Origin of the sequence: Streptomyces sp. NPDC018964 (genome assembly GCF_044390325.1) — a bacterium.
In the GTDB taxonomy this organism is placed as follows: Bacteria; Actinomycetota; Actinomycetes; order Streptomycetales; family Streptomycetaceae; genus Streptomyces.
Genome location: NZ_JBIRYZ010000007.1, coordinates 297,350 through 318,637, shown reverse-complemented (window position 1 = coordinate 318,637; position 21,288 = coordinate 297,350). Strand labels below are relative to the sequence as shown.

At 75.4% G+C, this 21,288-nt stretch carries 21 protein-coding genes; 10 read left to right on the top strand and 11 right to left on the bottom strand.

Annotated features, from left to right (window positions below):
* Positions 1-132 precede the first annotated feature (132 nt).
* The 4 genes from ACH5AO_RS14900 to ACH5AO_RS14885 are packed head-to-tail and all read left to right on the top strand — an operon-like array spanning position 133 to position 3,669.
* Entirely contained in the window at positions 133-639 is a 507-nt protein-coding gene (locus ACH5AO_RS14900; RefSeq protein ID WP_398924654.1) for an SRPBCC family protein, read from the top strand.
* Positions 632-2,278 (top strand): phytoene desaturase family protein, encoded by a 1,647-nt coding sequence (locus tag ACH5AO_RS14895; protein WP_398924653.1) that lies wholly within the window; start codon positions 632-634, stop codon positions 2,276-2,278. Before ACH5AO_RS14900 ends, ACH5AO_RS14895 begins: the two co-directional genes overlap by 8 nt.
* Positions 2,279-2,323: 45 nt before the next feature.
* Entirely contained in the window at positions 2,324-2,797 is a 474-nt protein-coding gene (locus tag ACH5AO_RS14890; RefSeq protein WP_398924652.1) for a hypothetical protein, read from the top strand.
* Positions 2,794-3,669 carry an SDR family oxidoreductase gene (locus ACH5AO_RS14885; RefSeq protein WP_398924651.1) on the top strand — a complete coding sequence of 292 codons (876 nt, stop codon included), beginning with the start codon at positions 2,794-2,796 and terminating at the stop codon, positions 3,667-3,669. Before ACH5AO_RS14890 ends, ACH5AO_RS14885 begins: the two co-directional genes overlap by 4 nt.
* Before the next feature lie 14 nt (positions 3,670-3,683).
* On the opposite strand, the gene ACH5AO_RS14880 is transcribed toward ACH5AO_RS14885, so the two are convergent.
* Genes ACH5AO_RS14880 through ACH5AO_RS14865 form a run of 4 tightly spaced genes read right to left on the bottom strand, consistent with a single transcriptional unit; the run spans position 3,684 to position 8,510 of the window.
* Positions 3,684-4,700: a DUF5914 domain-containing protein gene (locus tag ACH5AO_RS14880; protein ID WP_398924650.1), complete on the bottom strand. Its 1,017-nt coding sequence runs from the start codon at positions 4,698-4,700 to the stop codon at positions 3,684-3,686.
* Complete coding sequence (locus ACH5AO_RS14875) at positions 4,697-5,698, bottom strand: phytoene/squalene synthase family protein (RefSeq protein ID WP_398924649.1); 1,002 nt, start codon at positions 5,696-5,698, stop codon at positions 4,697-4,699. Before ACH5AO_RS14875 ends, ACH5AO_RS14880 begins: the two co-directional genes overlap by 4 nt.
* Complete coding sequence (locus ACH5AO_RS14870) at positions 5,695-7,224, bottom strand: phytoene desaturase (RefSeq protein WP_398924648.1); 1,530 nt, start codon at positions 7,222-7,224, stop codon at positions 5,695-5,697. The genes ACH5AO_RS14875 and ACH5AO_RS14870 overlap by 4 nt, the downstream gene beginning before the upstream one ends.
* A complete protein-coding gene (locus ACH5AO_RS14865; RefSeq protein ID WP_398924647.1) occupies positions 7,221-8,510 on the bottom strand; it encodes a polyprenyl synthetase family protein in 1,290 nt (429 codons plus the stop codon). The genes ACH5AO_RS14870 and ACH5AO_RS14865 overlap by 4 nt, the downstream gene beginning before the upstream one ends.
* Positions 8,511-8,753: 243 nt before the next feature.
* On the opposite strand from ACH5AO_RS14865, the gene ACH5AO_RS14860 reads away from it, so the two are divergent.
* From ACH5AO_RS14860 to ACH5AO_RS14850, 3 genes are read left to right on the top strand one after another with little or no spacing between them, the layout of a single operon-like run.
* On the top strand, positions 8,754-9,947 hold the full coding sequence (locus ACH5AO_RS14860) for a lycopene cyclase family protein (protein ID WP_398924646.1): 1,194 nt from the start codon (positions 8,754-8,756) through the stop codon (positions 9,945-9,947).
* 27 nt (positions 9,948-9,974) lie between these two features.
* Positions 9,975-10,706 carry a methyltransferase gene (locus tag ACH5AO_RS14855; protein WP_398924645.1) on the top strand — a complete coding sequence of 244 codons (732 nt, stop codon included), beginning with the start codon at positions 9,975-9,977 and terminating at the stop codon, positions 10,704-10,706.
* On the top strand, positions 10,703-12,322 hold the full coding sequence (locus ACH5AO_RS14850; RefSeq protein ID WP_398924644.1) for an FAD-dependent oxidoreductase: 1,620 nt from the start codon (positions 10,703-10,705) through the stop codon (positions 12,320-12,322). Before ACH5AO_RS14855 ends, ACH5AO_RS14850 begins: the two co-directional genes overlap by 4 nt.
* Here the strand turns inward: ACH5AO_RS14850 and ACH5AO_RS14845 are convergent.
* From ACH5AO_RS14845 to ACH5AO_RS14815, 7 genes are all read right to left on the bottom strand, one after another.
* On the bottom strand, positions 12,294-12,662 hold the full coding sequence (locus ACH5AO_RS14845; RefSeq protein ID WP_398924643.1) for an STAS domain-containing protein: 369 nt from the start codon (positions 12,660-12,662) through the stop codon (positions 12,294-12,296). The two genes, ACH5AO_RS14850 and ACH5AO_RS14845, sit on opposite strands and share 29 nt — an antisense overlap.
* Positions 12,659-13,741, bottom strand: coding sequence for a B12-binding domain-containing protein (locus tag ACH5AO_RS14840; RefSeq protein ID WP_398924642.1), 1,083 nt, complete (start codon positions 13,739-13,741; stop codon positions 12,659-12,661). Before ACH5AO_RS14840 ends, ACH5AO_RS14845 begins: the two co-directional genes overlap by 4 nt.
* Positions 13,738-15,405 carry a PP2C family protein-serine/threonine phosphatase gene (locus ACH5AO_RS14835; protein ID WP_398924641.1) on the bottom strand — a complete coding sequence of 556 codons (1,668 nt, stop codon included), beginning with the start codon at positions 15,403-15,405 and terminating at the stop codon, positions 13,738-13,740. Before ACH5AO_RS14835 ends, ACH5AO_RS14840 begins: the two co-directional genes overlap by 4 nt.
* A gap of 356 nt (positions 15,406-15,761) precedes the next feature.
* A complete protein-coding gene (locus tag ACH5AO_RS14830) occupies positions 15,762-16,178 on the bottom strand; it encodes an ATP-binding protein (RefSeq protein WP_030866689.1) in 417 nt (138 codons plus the stop codon).
* A gap of 79 nt (positions 16,179-16,257) precedes the next feature.
* Entirely contained in the window at positions 16,258-16,407 is a 150-nt protein-coding gene (locus tag ACH5AO_RS14825) for a hypothetical protein (protein WP_179167355.1), read from the bottom strand.
* A gap of 89 nt (positions 16,408-16,496) precedes the next feature.
* Entirely contained in the window at positions 16,497-17,549 is a 1,053-nt protein-coding gene (locus ACH5AO_RS14820) for a DUF6745 domain-containing protein (RefSeq protein WP_398924640.1), read from the bottom strand.
* Positions 17,550-17,607: 58 nt separating this feature from the next.
* The gene (locus ACH5AO_RS14815; protein WP_398924639.1) at positions 17,608-17,934 is read right to left on the bottom strand and encodes a hypothetical protein; all 327 of its coding nucleotides are present in this window, start codon (positions 17,932-17,934) and stop codon (positions 17,608-17,610) included.
* A gap of 221 nt (positions 17,935-18,155) precedes the next feature.
* Between ACH5AO_RS14815 and ACH5AO_RS14810 the strand changes: the two genes are divergently transcribed.
* Genes ACH5AO_RS14810 through ACH5AO_RS14800 form a run of 3 tightly spaced genes read left to right on the top strand, consistent with a single transcriptional unit; the run spans position 18,156 to position 21,233 of the window.
* Positions 18,156-19,112, top strand: coding sequence for an STM4015 family protein (locus ACH5AO_RS14810; RefSeq protein WP_398924638.1), 957 nt, complete (start codon positions 18,156-18,158; stop codon positions 19,110-19,112).
* Positions 19,113-19,120: 8 nt separating this feature from the next.
* Entirely contained in the window at positions 19,121-20,077 is a 957-nt protein-coding gene (locus ACH5AO_RS14805) for an STM4015 family protein (protein WP_398924726.1), read from the top strand.
* Positions 20,058-21,233, top strand: coding sequence for an STM4014 family protein (locus tag ACH5AO_RS14800; RefSeq protein WP_398924637.1), 1,176 nt, complete (start codon positions 20,058-20,060; stop codon positions 21,231-21,233). Before ACH5AO_RS14805 ends, ACH5AO_RS14800 begins: the two co-directional genes overlap by 20 nt.
* The last annotated feature ends 55 nt before the right edge of the window (positions 21,234-21,288 follow it).

Sequence of the window (21,288 nt, the reverse complement as noted above, 5' to 3'; positions counted from 1 at the left end):
AACGCCGGGCCGCGCGCCCCCCGACCTCACCAGCACGGGGCACCCGCAAGCACCGGCCACGCCCCCGGTTGACCTCACCGAGGAGGGGCACTCAGTGCTGACCGACATCACTCACGGACACGGGAGGCCGAAGTGGCGGTCCGCCATCACCTGATCAGGACGAGCCCGCAGTCCGTCTGGTCCGTCCTGGAGGACGGCACCCGGTACGCGGACTGGGTCGTGGGCACCTCCTCGTCGAAACCGGTGCGCGGCCACTGGCCGCAGCTCGGCTCGGCGATCGGCTTCGAGGTGCGGCTCGGACCCCTGCGCCTGTCCAATGAGACCGTCGTCCGGCGCTGCGTGCCCGGCGAGGCACTGGAACTCGAGGCCAAGGCCGGCCCCCTCGGCACGGCCCGCATCGCCGTCGAACTGCGCCCCTGGGGCGACCACTGCCTGGTCATCGTGGACGAACACCCCCTGCGGGGCGCCGGCGGCACGGTGCACAACGCGGCCGTGGAGGCCCTGATCCAGATCCGCCACCGCGCCATGCTCGCCAGGCTGGCGAAGATCTGTGAGGCGGACGCGGCCGAGGCCGAGGGGCGCCGTCCCCTCGGCCAGGTGGTGTCACCGGTCCCCGACGACGGAGGCGCCCGTGCCTGACGCCGTGGTGATCGGGGCCGGCCCCAACGGACTGGTCGCGGCCAACCTGCTCGCCGACGCCGGCTGGAGCGTCGAGGTACTGGAGGAGCAGCCGGAGCCCGGCGGCGCCGTGCGCCACGACCGGGGCACCGACCCCGAGTTCGTCAGCGACCTCTGCAGCTCCTTCTACCCGCTCGCCGCCGCCTCCCCGGTCGTCTCCGGACTGCACCTGGAGCGTCACGGGCTGCGCTGGAGCCACGCCCCGCACGTGGTCGCACACCCCCTGAGCGACGGCCGGTGCGCGGTCCTCGACCGTCGCGTCGACGTCACCGCCGACTCGCTGGAGGCCTTCGCACCAGGCGACGGGGCCGCCTGGCACCGTCTGCACGACATGTGGGAGAACCTCAGGCCGGACCTCCTGGACGCCCTGTTCACCCCCTTCCCGCCCGTCCGTTCCGGGCTCCGGCTGGCCGTCAAACTGCGCGGCACGGGCGGGCTGCGCATGGCGCGCACCCTGGTCCTGCCGGTGCGCCGGATGGCGGAGGAGGAGTTCCGGGGCGAGGGCGGAGGACTGCTGCTGGCCGGGAACGCCCTCCACGCCGACCTGGCACCGGAGGCCGCGGGCAGCGGCGGCTTCGGCTGGCTGATGACGATGCTCGGACAGACCTACGGCTTCCCCGTGCCGGCCGGCGGCGCCGGAGCCCTCACCGAGGCCCTGGTACGCCGACTGGAGTCGCGCGGCGGGGTGCTGCGCTGCGGCAGACACGCCGACCGGATCCTCGTACGCGACGGCCGGGCGACGGGGGTGCGCACGGCCGACGGCGAGACGTTCGCGGCAGGCCGCGCCGTCCTCGCGGACGTCGCCGTGCCCGCCCTGTACCGCGAACTCCTCGGCCCCGAGGACGTTCCCGCCCAGACACTGGACGACCTGCGGCGCTTCCAGTGGGACTTCGCCACCTTCAAGGTCGACTGGGCGCTGGACGGCCCGGTGCCCTGGAGCTGCGAGCAGGCCGCGGGCGCCGGCACCGTCCACCTCGCGGACGGCCTCGACGAACTCACCCGCTTCGCCGCCCAGCTCGCCACCGGCACCGTCCCGGACCGCCCCTTCTGCCTGTTCGGCCAGATGACGACCGCCGACCCGTCCCGCTCCCCGCGGGGCACCGAGTCCGCGTGGGCCTACACCCACGTGCCCCACGACATCACCGGCGACGCGGGCGAGGACTCGCTCACCGGTTCCTGGGACGTCAAGGAGCGGGAACTCATGGCCGACCGGGTGGAGCGCCAGGTGGAACGCTTCGCGCCCGGCTTCCGGTCCAGGATCCGGGCCCGGCGCGTCCTCGCCCCGCCCGCCCTTCAGGCCCTCGACCGGAACCTGTACGGCGGTGCCATCAACGGCGGCACCACGGCCATGCACCAGCAGCTGTTCTTCCGCCCGGCCCCCGGCACCGGGCGGCCCGAGACCCCCGTCAAGGGCCTGTACCTGGCGTCCGCCGGCGCCCACCCGGGCGGCGGCGTGCACGGAGCGCCGGGCGCCAACGCCGCACGCGCCGCGCTGCGCCGGTCCCTCGCGCCGGGCCTGGCCGGGGCACAGCGGCTGCTGGCCCGCCGCGACCGCACCGGCCGCCGGCAACCCGGCAAGGGCGGCAGCGGCGGTGGATGACCGGCGCGCACGATCCCCACGACCACGACCGACAGAGGCGGGACGATGACCCCACACGACGACGGCCCCGACCGCGCCCACCGGCGCCCCGAAGGCGTGAGCGACGAGACGGTGGAGGCGCTCGGCTCACTGTCGAAGGCACTGGAGACGACCGAGCGGGCTCGCGGCCACCTCTACAGCTTCCACCAGCTCACCGGCACCGCCGACCTCGAACTCGACCGGACGGTCGAACTGCTGCACAAGGCCGGGCACCCGGACTGGGCGGAGACGGTGCGCACCCAGGTGCTGGGCCGCAACGTGATTCCAGGTCACTGGACGTTCCAGGTCGTCGAGGCCTACGACGCCACGTACTACCGCCCGTTCAGGGAGCTCGAACAGGCCGCCGTCGAGGAACTGGCCGAGGGCCGGGACCACCTCTACGAGGCCGAGATGAAGGAGGCCCGCCGGACCGCCGGCCACCCCGACCACACCGCCCGCCCCGGCACCGGCCCGCGGCCCGGCGAAGGGAACGGACGGTGAACGGCGGCCCGCTGCGCGGCCGCACCGTCGTGGTCACGGGCGCCGCACGCGGGATCGGCGCGGCCCTGGCCCGCGACCTCGCCGGGCGCGGTGCCCGGATCGCGCTGCTCGGCCACGAGCGGTCCGGGCTGGAAGCGGTGGCGCGGAGCCTGCCCACGCGGACGTGGGTGGGCGAGCTCGACATCACCGACGACGCCGCGCTGGAGCGGGCCGCCGAACAGGTCAGGACACACCTCGGCACTCCCTCCGCCGTCGTCGCCAACGCCGGTGTCGCGGAGGGCGGCCCGTTCGTCACCTCGGACCCGGCCCTGTGGCGCCGCGTGATCGACGTCAACCTCACCGGCAGCGCGGCCACCGCCCGCGCCTTCCTGCCGGGTCTGCTGGCGACGAAGGGCTACTACCTCCAGGTCGCCTCGCTGGCCTCGATCGGCGCCGCCCCGATGATGAGCGCCTACTGCGCCTCCAAGGCGGGCGTGGAGGCCTTCGCCCACTCCCTGCGCGCCGAGGTGGCGCACCACGGCGTCGCCGTCGGCATCGGCTACGTGAACTGGACCGACACCGACATGATCCGCGACGCGGACAGCCATCCCGTACTGCGGGAGCTGCGCGGCCACATGCCGCCGCCGGCCCGGCGCCTGTACCCGGCGGACCAGGTCGCCGCCCGGCTCGCCGCCGCGGTGGAACACCGCAGCACGGCCGTCTACGTGCCCCGCTGGCTGCGCCTGGCACAGGCGGCGCGTGCCGCGCTGCCCCCGGTCGTACTGCGGGTGGCCCGCCGGGAACTGGCCCGGCTGGAGGCCGAGGACCCGATGCGGCACACCGGGCTCCTCGGCGCCGGCGGCGAGGCCGACCGGGCCCGGACACGCACCTGACCGGGTGCGTCCGCTCAGCCCGGGAAACGCCCCGAGGAACGCAACGACCAGCGGCGCTCCGCGTAGGCCAGGTCGTCGCGCCACAGCCGCCCGGCGGCGGCCCGTACGAGCGGACGCAGCAGCGGCGCCGCGCCGCGCGCCAGGGCGAACCCCGGACGGCCGGACGCCGCCACCACCGCCTCGACGACCGCCGTCCGGGGCCGCCCGCGGTCGTCGGGCCCCAGGGGAGTGGCGTGCGTCTCCACCACGGACCCCACCCCCTCGCCCTCGGTGATGCGCATGACGACCGTGCGCGGCTCGGGAGCGGTGAACACCGCCCGCACCGGGACCACCAGCCGTCCCGCCACCTTGAAGGACACGTCCACGGTGAAGCCGTCCCCGTCCCCGTCCCCGCTCCCGTCCGGCGCGCCGGCCACGGTGAGGTCGACGAACGAGTAGGGGTGGAACCAGGCCCCGTGCCAGGGGTCCAGACGGTTGGCCACCACGTCCTCGGGCTCACAGACCCCCACGCCGGTGTACACCGCCGTCAGGGCGCGCGCCGGGTCCGGCCGCGGCGGCACCACCGGCGCGTCCAGCGGCGCCTCGCCGCCCACCGCGTCCAGCCGGACCCACAGCAGGACACCGTCGTCGTACGCCGGGAACGGCTCCCAGCCCGCGAAGGACCCGCCGTCCAGGGCGAGCCCGTGCCAGTGGCACACCAGCGTGCCGCAGCGCACCGGACTGTCCCGCAGCGGAGCGCCCAGGTGCGGGCAGATCCCGGGCCCGGCGACCGGACGGCCGACCGCGTCCCGCCACACCACCACCTCCTGCCCCGCCACGGTCCGCGCCAGCGGACGGTCACCGCCCGCGTCGCGGGAGGCGCCGACGACGTACCAGTTGCCGGACGGACGTGCCAGCGCCCGCTTCAGCGCCCCGGCGATGACGGCGGGCCGGGCCTCGCGCCAGGTGGGACGCTGCCGCTCCCACGGCACCGGGTGCCGGCGCAGGGACAGCGGCAGGCGGCGGCGCCCCTTCCCGGATCCGGTGCTCACGCGACCTCCCCGGGAACCGGCGGGCACGGGGTGAGCGGGCGGGCGTCCGGGCGCCGGGCGCCGCCGCGGGCCCGCAGCCGGGCGGCGGCCACCCGGGCGAGCCCGTCCGCGGCCACCACGGCACGCCGCCGGCGCGGCACCACCGCCCTCCGGTGCAGCACCGACCAGCCGTCCCGCGCCACCGCCTCCAGGATCCCGCCGTACAGCACGAACGCCGCGCGGATGCACGGCCGGGACACCGGTTCCAGCATCGCGAGCCCCGGTGCCGCCTCCCGGTACACGCCCCGCGTCAGCGCCTCGAACTCCCTCAGCGCGGCGGTGACCCGCCGGTCGTGGCGGCCGGTCTCCCGGCACCAGCGCAGCAGCGCCCGGTGGACGCCGTGCGCGGCGAGCAGGTCCGCGGGCAGGTACACCCGCCCCCGGTCGAGGTCCTCGCCCACGTCCCGCAGGAAGTTGGTCAGCTGGAAGGCGACCCCGAGGGCCGCGGCGTGCGGCGCGGCCGCCTCGCGCGGGACGACCGTGCCGAGCACGGGCAGCGTCTGCAGCCCGATGACCGCCGCCGAACCGTGCGTGTACCGGCGCAGGGCCGCGTAGTCGGCGTACTCGGTGACCACCAGGTCGGAGCGCATGGCGGTCATGAAGTCGGCGAAGTGCCCGTGGTCGATGCCGTACCGGCGCGCCGTGTCGGCGACCGCCCGCACCACCGGTTCGGTGCTGTTCCCGTCCCGCAGGCCCTTGTCGAGTTCCCGCTGGAGCGCGGAGAGTTCGGCGTCCCGGCGTGCGGTGTCCGCCCCCGTGCCGAGCGCGTCGACGATGTCGTCGGCCCAGCGGGCGAAGCCGTACAGGGCGTGCACGGCGGGGCGCCGCTCGACGGGCAGCAGCCGGGTGGCGAGGAAGTACGTCCTGCCGTGCCGGGCGTTGAGCGCGCGGCAGTGGCGGTAGGCCTCGCGCAGCACCGGATCGGTGACGCCGGCCGCGTCGAGTTCACGGTCGGTCATACGGGGACCTCCTGCGTGGGGGTGAGGGGGCGACGCGGCGGTCGCGGGCCGCCGGTGATCCGTGCCGCGGCCAGCTTCCCGGACAGCAGCACGGTCGGCACGCCGACACCGGGAGTGGTGCCGCAGCCGGCCAGTACGGCGTTCCCGGTGCCGCGGACCAGGTTGCGGGGCCGGAACGGGCCCGTCTGGGCGAAGGTGTGGGCCGTGGCGAACGGCGTGCCGGCCGCGTGCCCCCGCGCGTGCCAGTCGGCGGGCGTCACCACGCACTCCGCCTCCACGGCGGCCCCGAGCCCGGCCAGCCCGCGCCGCTCCAGCTCCCGCAGCAGCGCGTCCCGGTAGCCCGGCGCCAGGTCGCCCCAGGCGGCGGGACCAGGACCGACGTCGGTGTTGGGGCACGGGGCGAGGACGTAGTGCAGGTGGCGTCCCGGCGGGGCGAGGGACGGGTCGGTCGCGGTGGGCCGGGTGACGAGCAGCGACGGGTCGCTCATCAGCCGGCCGGTGCGGGTGAGCTCGTCGAAGGTGGTGCGCCAGGCGGCGCCGAAGGACAGGGTGTGGTGCGCCAGCTGCGGCCAGGTCCGGTCGGTGCCGAGGTGCAGCACGACCGCGGAGGGGGAGTGCCGCAGCCGTACGGGGCGCCGCGGCGCGCGGCCGAGGAGCGCGTAGGCGACGGGCAGGTCGGGGGTGAGGACCACCGCGTCGCAGGGGACGCGGCCCTGGTCGGTGACGACGGCGGTGATCCGCTCGCCGGAGCGTTCCAGCCGGGTCACCTCGTGGCCGAACCGCAGGTCGGCGCCCGCGTCGGCGGCGGCGTCCGCCATGGCCCGGGGCAGCGCGTGCATCCCGCCGCGCGGGAAGTACACGCCGGCGACGGTGTCCATGTAGGAGATGACCGCGTACGCGGCCAGCGCCCGGGCCGGCGGGACACCCGCGTACAGCGCCTGGAAGGAGAAGACCCGGCGCAGCCGCTCGTCCCGCAGGAAGCGCCCGATGCGCGCGTCGAGCCGTCCGAAACCGCCCAGCGCCGCCAGCCGGGCGAGGTCGGCGTTCAGCAGGCCGAGCGGGGAGTCGAAGTTGGCGTCGATGAAGCGGCGCGCCTGCGCCCGGTACAGCCGCTCCAGCCAGTCGCGCAGCCGCAGATAGCCGGCGGCCTCACGGGCGCCGGCGAACCGCTCGACCTCCGTGGCCATCGCCTCGGCCCCGGTGTGCACGTCGAGGCTGCTCCCGTCGGCGAAGCGGGCCCGGTACGCCGGGTGCAGCGGCACGAGTTCCACACGGTCCCGCAGACTGTCGCCGACGGCGGCGAACGGCTCGTCGGCCAGGTCGGGCATGGTCAGCACGGTGGGACCGGTGTCGATCCGGTAGCCGTCGAGGTCCAGGCGCCCGGCGCGTCCACCGGGCGACGCGTCCCGCTCGACGACGGTGACGCGGCGGCCCGCGCCCAGCAGGTGCAGCGCCGCCGACAGCCCGGCCAGCCCGGCCCCCACGACGACGACATGATCCGTGCGGCCCGTCACGGTGCGCGTCACCGGCCGGCCTCCCGTGCGGGCTGCGGCCGGGTGCCGCGGGGGTGTGCGTCCCGCGCGGGCCCCTCACCCGCCGCGGAGGCCAGCAGCAGCCGCAGCCGCTCCCCGCCGCGCGGATCGAGGAGGGCATCGTCGACGTGCCGCAGCCCCTGGGCCACCAGACGGTCGATCATCGCCTCGACCGCGCTCCGCGCCCCGGTACCGGCCAGCACCTCCCGCACCTCCTCCAGCCCCTCCCCGGTGAGCGCCCCATGGCCGAGCGAGCGCTCGAGCACGTCCAGGGCCCGGCGGTCGCCGGAGGCCGTGGCGCGCGCGTGGGCGAGCGCGACCAGACAGGTCGGTTTCCCCTCGCGGATGTCCCCGCCCGCCGGTTTTCCGGTGCGCCGGGGATCACCGAACACGTCGCTGAGGTCGTCACGGAGCTGGAACGCCGTGCCCACACAGCGCCCGGCCGCGCACAGGGCCGCCGTGACGCCGTCGTCCGCGCCCGCGAGCGCGGCCCCGAGGGCGATCGGCCGTTCGACCGAGTACAGGGCGCTCTTGAGGCGGGCAGTGCGCAGCGCGCGCGGCAGGGACCGCGACCCGGTCGCCTGCCCGTGCAGGTCCAGGTACTGGCCGGCCACCATCTCGGTGCGCATGTCGCTCCAGATCCGGCGCACCGTCCGCGCGGTGCCGCCTTCCAGCGGGACCTCGGCCAGGAGATCGTCCGCCCAGGCGAGCGCCAGGTCACCGGCGAGGACGGCGGTCCCGCCGCCGAGGCGCTCGGCACGCCCGGCCGGTGCCGCGTCCGCGTACTGGGCGGCGACGTCGACGTGGAGGGCGGGCCGCGCACGGCGCAGCACGGAGCCGTCCATCACGTCGTCGTGGACGAGCGCACAGGTCTGCAGCAGCTCGAGCGCCGCACCGATCCGCAGGGCCGCCGCGACCGGGGCGGCGCCCTCCCCGCCACAGGCGCGCAGCGTCCACCACAGGAAACGCGAGCGGGTGCGCTTGCCGCCCGCCCGGGTGAAGCGCGCGACGCGCCCGGCCACGTCGTCGCCGAACAGGGGGTCCAGGTCGCGTGCGCGCTCCACCCGGCCGGCCAGCACGTGGTCGAGGACGCGTCCGACCGCGCCGGCCACGTCCCGGTCCACGGCGGACGCGTCCTCGTCCCACGGCGGGCGCGCCGTGCGCGTCGCGTCGTACCGGGCGCCGGACCGCGCACCGTCGGGCCGGGCCCGCGCCGACACCGGGCCCTCGACGAGCCGAGGCCCCGCCGTGCCGTGATCCTCCGCCTGCGTGCGGCCCATCCCGGTTCCTCTCGTCCTGAACGCCGATCGTTCCGTCCCCGATGCCCTTCCGCCCGCGCACCACGCGCGGACGCGGTACGAGCCGGAACGGTCCGACGAACTGCCGCCGCATGCCTTCCCCCTGAGTGCCCCGTCTCACCGGTGGCGGTTCGTCACACGTTCGAGTGACCTGAATCCGATCGGGCACACAAACAGGAATGCTGACGAGGCGCGTGTGCCGAGGAGCGGGAGGAGAGTGCCGTCGTGCTGGACGCCGAGGTGGCGATCGTCGGGGCGGGCGCCGCCGGACTGTCCCTGGCCCACCGCCTGTCGCGGACCGCGCCGGGGTCCCGGGCGCCGTCGGTCGTCCTGGTGGACGCCCCGCCCGGTCCGCTGCGCCCCCCGCGCCGCACGTGGTGCTTCTGGGAAGCGGGCGCGGGCCGCTTCGACGCCGCCGTCACGGCGGCCTGGCGGCACCTGCGGGTGCGTCCCCCCTCCGGCCCCGCGATCGCGGGGGACATCACCCCGCTGCGTTACAAGATGATCCGGTCCGACGACTTCGAGCACCTGGTCGGCCACGACCTGGCCGGCAGCCCGGTCGTCCGCCGGCTGGAGGCGACCGTCGAAACCGTGGAGGACGTGCGCGAAGGGGCCCTGCTGCACCTGCGGGGCACCGACGGCCGCACCCGGTCCCTACGGGTCCGCTGGGTGTTCGACTCGCGTCCCCCCGGCAGCCTGCCGGCCGCCCGCACCACCTTGCTGCAGCACTTCCACGGCTGGTTCGTCCGCACCGCCCGCCCGGTCTTCGACCCGCGGACCGCCGACCTGATGGACTTCCGCACCCCCCAGCCCGCCGGCGGACTGTCCTTCGGCTACGTCCTGCCCGTCGGCCGCCGCGAGGCGCTGGTGGAGTACACCGAGTTCTCCCGGCGCCCCCTCACCGCCGACGGATACGAGTCGGCGGTACGGCGGTACACCGAGGACGTGCTCCGACTGGGGGAACTGCGGGTCCTGTCCACCGAGACGGGCGTCATCCCGATGACCGACGCCGCGGTCCCCCGTCAGGTCGGTGCCTCCGTCTTCCGCATCGGTGCCGCGGGCGGCGCCACCCGCCCCTCGACCGGCTACACCTTCGCCGGGATCCAACGACAGACGCGGGCCGTCGCCGACGCCCTCCACCAGGGCCGTACACCGGTGCCGCCCCCCGCCCATTCGGCCCGCTCCCGGGCCATGGACGCCGTCCTGCTGCGCGCCCTGGACAGCGGCCGGGCCGACGGACCCGCGCTGTTCTCCCGGCTCTTCACCCGCGTGCCCATGCGGCGCCTGCTGCGCTTCCTGGACGGCCGCACCCGGCTCCACGAGGACCTCGCCGTCGGCCTGCACGCCCCCGTCGGCCCGATGCTCCGCTCGGCGCTGGAACTGCCCACCCTGCCCCGCCGCCCGTTCGACGGCCCCTGACCCGGCCCCTCTGCACCAGGAGACCGCATGACCCTGCTGCGCGACGAGGACCTCGCCGCCGCCTTCGACCACGCCGCCCGCGGCTACGACACCCTGGTGGCCGCCAACCCCGGCTACCACGCCCACCTCCGCCGCTCGGCACGCCGCCTGGGACTGCCGCGGCGGGGCGAGGGACTGCGCGTCCTGGACCTCGGCTGCGGCACCGGCGCGTCGACCGCCGCACTCGCCGCCGTGCTGCCGGGCGCGCGGATCACCGGCGTGGACGCCTCCGCCGGCATGCTCGAACGGGCCGCCGCCAAAACCTGGCCGGACGGGGTGACCTTCGTACGGGCACCGGCGGAAGGGCTGGCGGAGGCCGGGGTGGAAGGGCCGTTCGACGCGGTGTTCGCGGCCTACCTCTTCCGCAACCTCTCCGATCCCGACGCCGTGCTCGCCACCGTGCGCGATCTGCTGACCCCCGGCGGGAGACTGGGCGTGCACGAGTACACGCTCGGCGGACGCCGCGTGGACCGCGCGGTGTGGACCCTGGTGTGCCGCGGCATCGTCCAGCCGGCGGCCGGCGTGCTCGGGGACGCCGGACTCTACCGCCACCTGTGGCGCAGCGTCGTGGAGTTCGACACCGCCGGCCGTTTCGCCGGCCGGCTGCGCGCGGCCGGCTTCGAAGCGGTGCGCGCCCTGCCCCTGCCGGGATGGCAGACGGGCATCACCCACACCTTCGTCGGCCGACGGCCCCGCACGGAGAGCGAGGACGAGGGATGACCCCCTTCCGCCGCCCGGACGCCACCCGGCACGGCCGGGACCGCCGCGCCCGGGTGCTCACACCCCCGCCCGGGGCACGCCGGATCGAGGGCGCCCGCCCGACGACCGCCGTCGTCGGCGGCGGCATCGCCGGTCTGGCCGCGGCGACCGCGCTGGCCGAGCGCGGCGTGGCCGTGACGCTCTACGAACGCGAACCCTTCCTGGGCGGACGGGTCGGCGGCTGGCCGACCCGCCTGGCGGACGGCACCCCGGCGACCATGAGCCGGGGCTTCCACGCCTTCTTCCGCCAGTACTACAACCTGCGCGGCCTGCTGCGCCGTACCGACCCCGGCCTGGAGCGGCTCACCGGCCTGCCGGACTACCCGCTGCGGCACGCCGACGGACCGCGGGACGGCTTCCGCCACGTCCCGCGCACCCCTCCGTGGAGCGCGCTCGGCTTCGTCGCCCTCAGCCCGTCCTTCCGCGCACGCGACCTGCGCCGCATGAGACCGCTCGCGGCCCTCGACCTGCTCGACGTGCGCGTGCCCGAGGTGTACGAACGCCTGGACGAAGTCAGCGCCCATGACTTCCTCGACGCCGTGCGCTTCCCGCCCAGCGCCCGCCACCTGGCCTTCGAGGTGTTCTCCCGCAGCTTCTTCGCCGACCCCAGGCGGCTGTCGGCCGCCGAGATGGTCCTGATGTTCCACATCTACTTCCTCGGCTCCGCCGAAGGGCTGCTGTTCGACGTGCCCGACGCGCCCTTCCCCGCCGCCCTGTGGGACCCCCTGGCCGGCTACCTGCACCGGCACGGCGCCCGGATCCGCACCGCCACGGCCGTCGAGCACATCGCCCCCACCGGCGACGGCGGCTACGAGGTCGCCACCACCGGGGAGGAGAGCCGTCACGACACCGTCGTCCTCGCCCTCGACGCCGCGGGACTGCGCGCGCTGGTCGCCCGCTCCGGCCGGCTGGGCGACGACCCGTGGCGGGAACGGGTCGCCCGCCTGCGCACCGCCCCGCCGTTCCTGGTCAGCCGGCTGTGGCTGGACCGGCCCGTCGCACCCGACCGGCCCGCGTTCCTGGGCACGAGCGGATACGCCGGCCTCGACAACATCAGCGTGCTGGACCGCTACGAGGACGAAGCGGCCCGCTGGGCCGCCCGCACCGGGGGCTCCGTGGTCGAACTCCACGCGTACGCGCTGGACCCGGACGCCTCCCGGGACGTCGAGCGGAAGCGGCTGACCGCACAACTGCACCGCGTCTACCCGGAGACACGGGAGGCCACGGTCGTCGACGCCCGGCACGAGTGGCGGGCCGACTGCCCCTTGTTCCCCGTGGGCGGCCACACCGACCGGCCGACGGTACGCACCCCGGAGCCCGGCGTGACGATGGCCGGCGACCTGGTCCGCACCGACCTGCCCGTCGCACTGATGGAACGCGCGGCGACGACCGGGTTCCTCGCCGCCAACGCCCTCCTGGAACGCTGGGGGGTGCGCGGACAGACCCTGTGGACGGTGCCCGACCGGGGACGCGGCGCCCTGCTGCGGTCCCTGGCCGCACTGGGCCGGCGGCCCGCGGACCGGCGGGGAACCGGCGGCCGGACCCGGACTACTCGGCTCCCGCCCCCGTCGCGGTGAGGTGTTCGAGGACGTTGGTCAGCCGCAGGAGGCGTTCCAGGAAGGGAGGCCGGCTGTCCAGGTGCAGGACGGCACGGGCGGCACTGCTGTGCCGGCCGACCATGAGGAGCGCGGCCAGTCCCAGCCGGTCGATGCCCGCCAGGTCGCGGAAGTCCAGCCGCACGGCACGCGGCGGGGCCGGCCCGGTCAGGTGCGCCACCACGACGGCGGTCAGCTCCGCACCGCAGGCGTCGTCGAGTTCGCCCCCGACGCGCACGGTCGGCGTCGCCGTCCGCGGGTCCGCCGAGGGGCGGACACCGGTGGCGTGCGACGCGCTCGTACGGGGGTGCGGCGCGCTCATACGGGGGTGCCGCGGACGGCCTGTCCGGCGGACAGGCCGCGGAGACCGGCCGCGCCCTCGCGGACGATGCGCAGGCCGCGGGGGAAGTCGTGCAACTGCTCCGCGAGGATGTCCAGCCCGGTGACCAGGGAGTGCACCGGAACACTCCGTGCCGCGAGCACCTCGGAGGTCCACCCCAGGAATTCGGTGAACACCTCCGCGTCGTCCAGGTACAGGGCGGTGGCCAGGAAGTCGAGGATGTGGACCAGGTCCTCCGCGGTCCGCTCCCGTTGCGCGTCGTCGTACCCGCGCATGGCCGGGAACCGGCTCTCCAGGTCCGTCAGCACCTGTTTGACCAGCCGGCTGCGGGACCGGACCACCATCGTGTACTCCTGGTCCGCCAGGTGCGGCAGGTCGTCGACCGCCTGCCGGACCGCCGTGGGGCGCGGCAGACCGGCCTGAAGCGCGGCGGCCGCGCCGCGGGCGTCCGGGGCCCACCCGTCGGCGCCCAGGGCCCGCGCGAACCGGCCGTCCTCGCCGAAGGCCCTGCCCCCGGCGAGCACGGGCACTCCGACGGCCTGGCAGGCGGTGATGGCCGCGTGCGCGGCCGGCAGGTGGGTGGGGATCGACCCGGAGAGCAGGACGGCGTCGGAGCCGGTGTGGTGCTGGTGGGCGACGAGGTGGGGCGTGGGCGTCTGGGCGCCCAGGTAGTCCACCTGCCAGCCCCGCAGCCGCAGGACCTCGGCGACGAGCCGGGCCGGGAAGGCGTGCCACTCGCCGTCGACGCACGTGACCGTCACCCGCCCGCGGTGCGGGGGGACGGGCCTGCCCGCCGCCGGACGGTGGACGAGGGTGGCGATCACGCGCTCGTTGATGGCCGTGGCGGCGTGCTCCTGGGCGACGGTGATGCGGTCGGCGGCCCATTCGGCACCGATCTTCCTCTGCACCGCCGCGACGACGTCGAGCAGCAGGGTCTCCTCCTCCCATCCCGCGTCGAGCCCGGCGCGCACCACGTCGACGGCGTCGTACTCGGTGCCCTCGAGCACCGCCCGCCAGAGTTCGTCGCGCAGAACGGCGGTCGACGGGCGGTTCGTGCTCACGTGTCCCTCCCGGGAGTCTCGCCGGTGCCCGTGGGCGGCGCCGTGCGCGGTGCGCTGATGGCGAGGGCGGCCATGTCGTCGTGGCCGCCGCCCAGCCACTGGGTGGCCAGCATCTGCACCCGCTCCACGACCGCTTCCCCCGGCAGGCCGGCGCATTCCACCAGCGCCTGCCGCAGACGGCGTTCCCCGAACAGTTCGTTGCCCAGCGGCCCGCCGCGGGCCTCGGTGATGCCGTCGGTGTAGAGCAGGCACGTCTCCCCGGGCGCGAGCACCTCCTCGGCCGTCCGCACCGTGACGGAGGGGAGCGCGCCGACGAGGGTGCCGTGGGTGGTCGCCTCCTCGACCCGGCCGTCGGCGCGGACGATGAGCGGGGGCATGTGCCCGGCGCTGGTCAGTCTCAGACGCACCCGGCGGCCCTCGCGCCTGACGGAGGCCAGCACCATGGTGGCGAAGCGGGTGTGGTGCGAGGTGAGCAGGGCCCCGTTGAGCAGGGTGAGGACCTGCTGGTGGTCGGAGGCCAGGGGCAGCAGCGCGTGCAGCGTGTTGCGGATCTTCCCGGTGAGGACCGCCGCCTCCAGTCCCTTGCCGGCCACGTCGCCCAGTACCACTAAGGTCTCCTGCGAGGCGTCCGCCCCGGGATGGACGTCGTAGAAGTCACCGCCGATCCGTTCGTGGTCGCTGGCGGCGCGGTAGCGCCCCGCGTAGTCCACCCCGTGCAGGTTCTCCAGGACCGGTGGCAGCAGTTCCCGCATGAGCGTGGTGGTGATCGCGCTCTGCTCGCCGTACAGGCGCGCGGCCGACAGCGCGGTGCCCGCGCGTGCGGCGAAGAGCCGGGCGAACGCCTCCTCGTCCGGGGTGAAGGCCCGCTCCGTGCCGACGCGGAGCAGGATCAGCGCGCCGGCGGACACCCCGTGCCCGGGGAGCGGTGTGACGATGACGGAGCCGACGGGCCCGTCGAAGCCCTCCGGGACGACCCAGTCGGGGAGGGCGCCGGGGTCGATCCAGCGCGCGGGCACCGGCGGGAAACCCTGGAGGGCCTCGTCCAGGCCCGGGACGTCACGGGCGTCGAACTGGCGCGAGGTGTGCTCCGCGGGACCGCCGCGCAGGGCGTGGGTGACGCTGTGGCGGCGGCCGACGGGCGGCAGGACGATCAGCGCGGCGTCGGCGAGGTGCTCGGCCGCCAGCTGCGCCGCGACCTCCGCGCAGCGCGGTACGTTCAACGACGCCAGCAGAGTGCTGGAGACCATGGCGCGGATCTCCGCCTGCTCCCGGGCGCTGCGCAGGGACGTCTCCGCCCGGCGGTGGCCGGTGCGGTCCATCAGCCACCACACGACGCTCCCGTCCGCGAGCGGGCCGGGACGTGCCTCGAAGAACCGGTCGCCGATCTCTCCGACGGCCTGCGGGGCCGCCGGTGTGACGTCCGCCTCATCGGTGAGGCGGCGGTGCGCGTCCGCCAGCCAGGACGGCACCACGTCCCGTGGACCGCCTCCGTCGTGGTGGTCCGCCAGCACCAGCCGGGCGGGCGGGTTCAGGTCCACGACCGTGCCCTTCGCGTCGAGGACCACGACCGGGTAGGGGGCGTCCTTCCACGTCGGACCGGTACGGACGTCCGTGTCACGCGGGTGGGCGGGGGAACCGGGGGAAGGAATCACAAGCGCAGGCACGCGTCGTGCGCACCCCACCACCTCTCTGCCGGGAAACCGGATTCGGTTGCCACGGTCTCCCATCCGCATCCGCGAAATCAACCCGATCGGGCGACGACCTGCCCGCCGGGCAGCCATGTACCTCGAGGCGGGACTCTCACCCCTGCTCTTGGCCCGCCCCCGCCCGGTACCGCGCCGGTCATCCGCCGGCCGGGGCCCGCGGTCCACAGCGGCGCGTGCGGCCGTTCGCCGTGCTCGGTACGGGTCGGGCACCGCGGCGACGGTGGGGCCGGGGAGGACGGCGGTCACCGTGCGGAGTTCCTTGCCGGGCGGACCGGCCGGTCCCGGGGCCTGTCGCCCCCCGCGCACGGGTCGGGTCAGTGCCCCGTGCCCTCCGGCAGCCGGAAGCAGGCCGTGACGGTCTTGCCGTGGGGGCAGGGGCGGGCCTCCCAGGTGTCGGCCAGGGCGTCGACCAGCAGCATGCCGCGTCCGCCGACGCGTTCGGCGCTCGGTCCGCGGGGCGTCGGCAGAGTGGCGGACCTGTCGTGCACCGAGATGTGCAGACAACGGCCGTCCCACGACATGACCAGCTGCGCGCTGCTGCGGGCGTGGACGTGCGCGTTGGTGACCAGTTCCGAAACGGTCAGCAGTACGTCGTCCGCCGTCTCGGGGGCGGCCGTGTCCCAGCCCAGCGCGACGAGGTGCTCGCGTGCCCACTCGCGGGCCGCCTTCACCTCGTGGTCCATCGGCAGTGAGCGCGCCCAGCCCACCGTCCGGACCGACGACTCGTCCATCAGATCCTTCCAGGTCGTCGCCACGCGGCCCGGACGGGGACGTGCCGGACCGCGCGGAAGCGGAAAAAAGAGGAACGGCTCAGCGGTGGCCGCCGCGGAGCCGGCCCAGCAGACGCTGTGCCTGGGCCCGGCGCCGGGGGTCGGCAGCCGCCCGCCGCACCTGCTCGGCCGTGCGTCGCCCCTGAGGGCTCCTGGCGAACTGTTTGATGCGCTCCACCATGCTCGGCATGGGTGCTCCCTTCCGCGGGTCCGGTTCGTCCTTGCTGTTCTCCGCCTACCCCCTGCGGGCGAGGTCAGCCCTCGGACGGCCGGACGGGCTCACGTCTCCTCCAGCGGCTCGTACGCCTCGGCTCCGAGGCCGAACGTCCACGCCACCCCCTCCCGGGCCGTCCGGGTCGTCGGCGGCACACGGAGCCAGTACGTGCGGTGGGTGCCGTCCGGTTCGGGCGTGGAGTTGAGGACCTCGACCATGACGACCGGCTCGTCGCCGTCCAGTTCGACGCGCCAGAGCGTGCCCGTGCCGTCCCGGTGCAGGGGGCGTGCCCCCGAGTCGGCGAGATAACGGTCGTAGCCGTAGTACTCGAGCATCACCCGCCGCAGTTCGGCGTTCTCCTCCTGCCGGATCCGCTCCGGGGTGAGGGTGCGCAGCTCGTCCAGGAAGTCGCGCGTCACCGGCATGCCGCGCCAGGCGCACAGGGCGAACCCGTCGGGGAACTCCAGCGCCGGGCCGTCGCCGTGGTCGAGCCGGCCGGCCTCGTCCCGGTGCAGGGCGACGGGACGCTCGCACACCACCGCCACCTTCTCGAACGGCCACCACCAGCCGGCGCTGCGGCACACCAGCGCCGGCCCGGCGAGCGCGGACCCCCCGGTGTGCAGGGCCGCCAGCCACGGCGCGTCGTGCTGACCGAGCAGGGCATCCAGCAGGACCAGCCGTATCTCCGTGCGCGCGGCGGAGTCCCCGGGGGCGAGCTCGTCGAGCACTCCGGTGCGGATCCGGTCGACCAGCGCCTGCGTGGTGTCCCACAGGGTGCCGCCGGTCCGGGACCAGCGCCGGGACCAGCCCGCGGCGCCCGACTCCTCGTACAGCCGGGCGCGTTCGGCCGCCCACGGTTCATTGCGCACCGCCTCGCGCACGCTCGCCCCGAAGCCCGTCCCCTCCCGGACCAGCGTCACGCCCTCGCGCGGCGACCCGGCCCAGATCACGCGCTCCGGCTCGGCCAGCCCGGCGCTGCGGTAGGCCAGCCGGACGCCCTCCTCCGCCGCCGCCCGGTCGGCGGGCCCGGTGGCCGCGGCCCACGCGCGCCAGCGCGCCGTCTCCTCCGCGAAGCCCTCCGCCACGGCCGCCGTCCCGCTCTCCTGCGCGATCGTCATCGTCAACGTCCCCTGTTCCCTGCCGTGATGTGGTGTTCCGTACGGTTTCCGGTGTCCGTCAGTCCGCCACCAGCCGCACCGAGCCGGGGACGTACTCCCGCTGCCGGATCACCCGGAACCAGCCCTTCGGCAGGGCTATCGCCGCGTGTTCCTCGTGGACGACCCGGCCGCCCTCGGGCAGGTGCAGCAGGAACGGACCGAACGGGCCCGGCTCACGGACGAGTTCGCCCTTCCCGAGCACCGCGTGCGCGTGTCCGGTGACCTCCCCCAGCGCCAGCACCAGCCGGCCCCTGGCGTCACGCGGCTCCTTGGGCGCGTCCGGGACGTGGGCCGGCACCGCCTCCTTCGCGACGGGCACGATCAGCACGTCTCCCTGCCGGTACATGACTCTCCCCTCCACTCCGGCGCACCCTGCTCCGGAGTCCATGTACGGACAGTAGGAGCCGGCACTGACAACGGACCGTCACCGGACCCTCCGCCGGGCGTTGTCAGTCCCTGTTGGTAGAACTGCTGCACGCACCGCCGAAGGGCCCGCACCCCGTGCCCCGTGACGGCCTCGCCCACGCACCGCCTTCCTTCCCGCGTCGCACGACAGGAGCAGCCCGTATGACCATCGGTGGCCACCTCGAGGAGCTGTACGGCCTTCCCGCCTTCACCTTTCCCGGGCCCGGTGAGACACCGAGTGAGCTGCCCGGACCCGAGGCCGTGGCCTGGCGGATCACCGTCGACTCCTACGACGCCGAGGAGCAGTGGACCGAGGCCTTCGCCCGTTTCCGCTCCGCGGTCGACACCACCCGGGTCCGCGCCCTGATCGTCGGCGCCTGGGAGGACGCGTACGAGAGGAGCTCCGCCGGTATCGTCGAGGCGCTGGTGGCGGCGCGTGACCGGATGCCCGGCCTGCGGGCGCTGTTCCTCGGGGACATGCACTTCGAGGAGTGCGAGATCTCCTGGATCACCCAGACCGACGTGACACCCCTGCCGGCGGCCTTCCCGGACCTGGAGGAGTTCGGTGTGCGCGGGGGCAAGGACCTGGCGTTCACCGCCCTGCGCCACGACAAGCTGCGGAAACTGGTCGTGGAGACCGGCGGTCTCCCGGTGGACGTCGTCCGCGGTGCCGGGGCCAGTGAGCTGCCCGCGCTGGAACACCTCGACCTGTGGCTCGGCACCTCCTGGTACGGCGCCGACACCGAGGTCGCCGACCTGGAGCCGATCCTCTCCGGCGACCGGCTGCCCCGGCTGCGGCACCTGGCCCTGCGCAACAGCGACATCCAGGACGAGATCGCCGCCGCCATGGCGTCCGCGCCGGTCGTCGCCCGGCTGGAGGTGCTCGACCTGTCCATGGGCACCCTCGGTGACGACGGCGCCACCGCCCTCCTCGGCGGCCAGCCGCTCACCCACCTCAAGAAGCTGGACCTGCACCACAACTACCTGAGCGAGCCCGTCCGGCAGCGCATACAGCACACACTGGAAGCGGCGGGGGTCGAGGTGGACCTCGACCCGGACGACGCGGACGCGGACGAGGACGAGGACGAGGACGAGCGCTTCGTCTCCGTGGGGGAGTGAGCACCCGCATGGGCTACTACCCCTCCCACCTGAAGCACTTCCACGGCCTGCCCGTGCACCACGTCGACGGACCCGAGGGAGAGCCGGCTCCCGGCCCGGGGCTGCCCCCGCCCGCCTCCGTCGCCTGGCGGCTCGCTGCCGACTGGGACGTCCCGTTCGAGGAGCGGTGGAGCTCCTTCATGGACCGGGTCCGCACCGACGAGGTCGTGGCCCTGGTCGTCGGCCCCTGGTGGCAGGAGTGGGACGAGCACGGCATCGGTCCCGTCCTGGACCTGATCACCGCCGACGCGCACCGGCTGCCCCGGCTGCGGGCGGTCTTCCTCGGGGACGTGGAGTCCGAGGAATCGGAGATCTCCTGGATCAAACAGGGCGACATCGGCCGGGTGCTGCACGCCTGGCCCGGCCTGCGTGAACTGGGTCTGCGCGGCGCCGAGAACCTGGTGATCGAGCCGCTGCGCCACGCCGAACTGCGCACATTGCGCGTCGAGTCCGGCGGGCTGCCGCCCGAGCCGGTACGCGGCCTCGCCGCCTGCGACCTCCCCGCCCTCCAGCACCTGGAGCTGTGGCTGGGCACCACCTGGTACGGCGGCGACTGCACCGCCGACGACGTACGGGCGCTCCTGGACATGCTGGGCCGCGGCCGGGCGCTGCGCCACCTGGGCCTGTGCGACAGCGACATCCAGGACGAGATCGCCGCCGCCGTGGCCGCCGCGCCCGTGGTCGCGGGTCTGGACTCCCTCGACCTGAGCATGGGCACGCTCAGCGACGACGGGGGAGCCGCGCTGCTCTCGGGGCAGCCGCTGACCCATCTGCGGGCGCTCGACCTCGGGCACCACTTCATGAGCGAGGAGATGACCCGCCGGGTCCGCGAAGCACTGGGGCCGCACATCCCGGCCCTCGGCCTCACCCCCGCCCACCGCAGGGCCCACCGCCCGGAGGACCGGTATGTCGCGGTCGGGGAGTGACCCGGGGCGGGCCGGCGCACCCGTGCGCCTCGCCGTCGTGGGCAACCCCGAGAACCGCAGGACGGCCCTCTTCACCGACGCCGCCCGCGCCGCCGGACTGCCCGCACCGCGCGTCGTGCCCTGGGAGCGGGTGCTGCGCGAGGGCGGAGCCGACTTCGCGGCCGACGAGACCGTCCGGCTCGATTCGCCCGGTGAGGATCCCGAGGTCGACCGGTTGCTGAGGGGAGTCGACGACCCCACCCGCGTGGAGGGCTCGGCACGCTGGTACGAGCGGTTCACCGGCGCCGTCCGAGGACTGCGGGGCGGGGTCCGCCTCGACGACGTGGACGAACTGGCCGTCCTGTTCGACAAACGGCGCTGCCACGCCGTCCTCGACGCGGCGGGCGTCCCCGTGCCCGGGTCACCCACCTCCGGCCCGGACGCCGTACGGGTGACCGGCTGGGACGACGTACGCACCGTCATGCGCGAGCACCGCATGCCGAGGCTCTTCGTCAAGCTCGCGCACGGCTCCTCGGCCTCCGGGGTGCTCGCCGTCGAGGCGTCGGGCAGCGGACGCGTCAGGGCCACCACCTCCGTCGAACTCACCGGGAACGGCAGGCTGTTCAACTCCCTGACGGTGCGCCGCTACGAGCGGGAGCAGGACATCGCCGCCGTCGTGGACGCCCTCGCCCCCGACGGCCTCCACCTGGAGCGCTGGCTGCCCAAGGCCTCCCAGCGGGGCCGCGCCGCCGATCTGCGGGTCGTGGTGGTGGCCGGCCGCGCCACCCACGCCGTCGTGCGCACCAGCACCTCCCCCCTGACCAACCTCCACCTCGGCGGCACCCGCGGCGACCTCGACGCGGTGCGCGACGCCGTCGGGGCGGCCGGCGGCCGGTGGGCGGACGTCCTCGCCGTGTGCGAGCGCGCGGCGGCCTGCTTCCCGCGCACCCTGTGCGTCGGCGTCGACCTGCTCCCGGCCGTCGGCTGGCGCCGGTTCGCCGTCGGCGAGGTCAACGCCTTCGGCGACCTGCTGCCCCGCCTCACCGGACTGCAGGGCAGCGGGGCGGAGGGCCTCGACACCTACGCGGCCCAGGTCGCGGCGGTCCTGCGCCGCACCACCGGCCCGTCCCACCCGCACCACCAGTACAGAACGGGAACCACCCATGTCAGCGCCTGAACCGACGCCCGTGCCCGACCCCCGCGGGGCCGCCGCACCGGATCACGACCCGGAC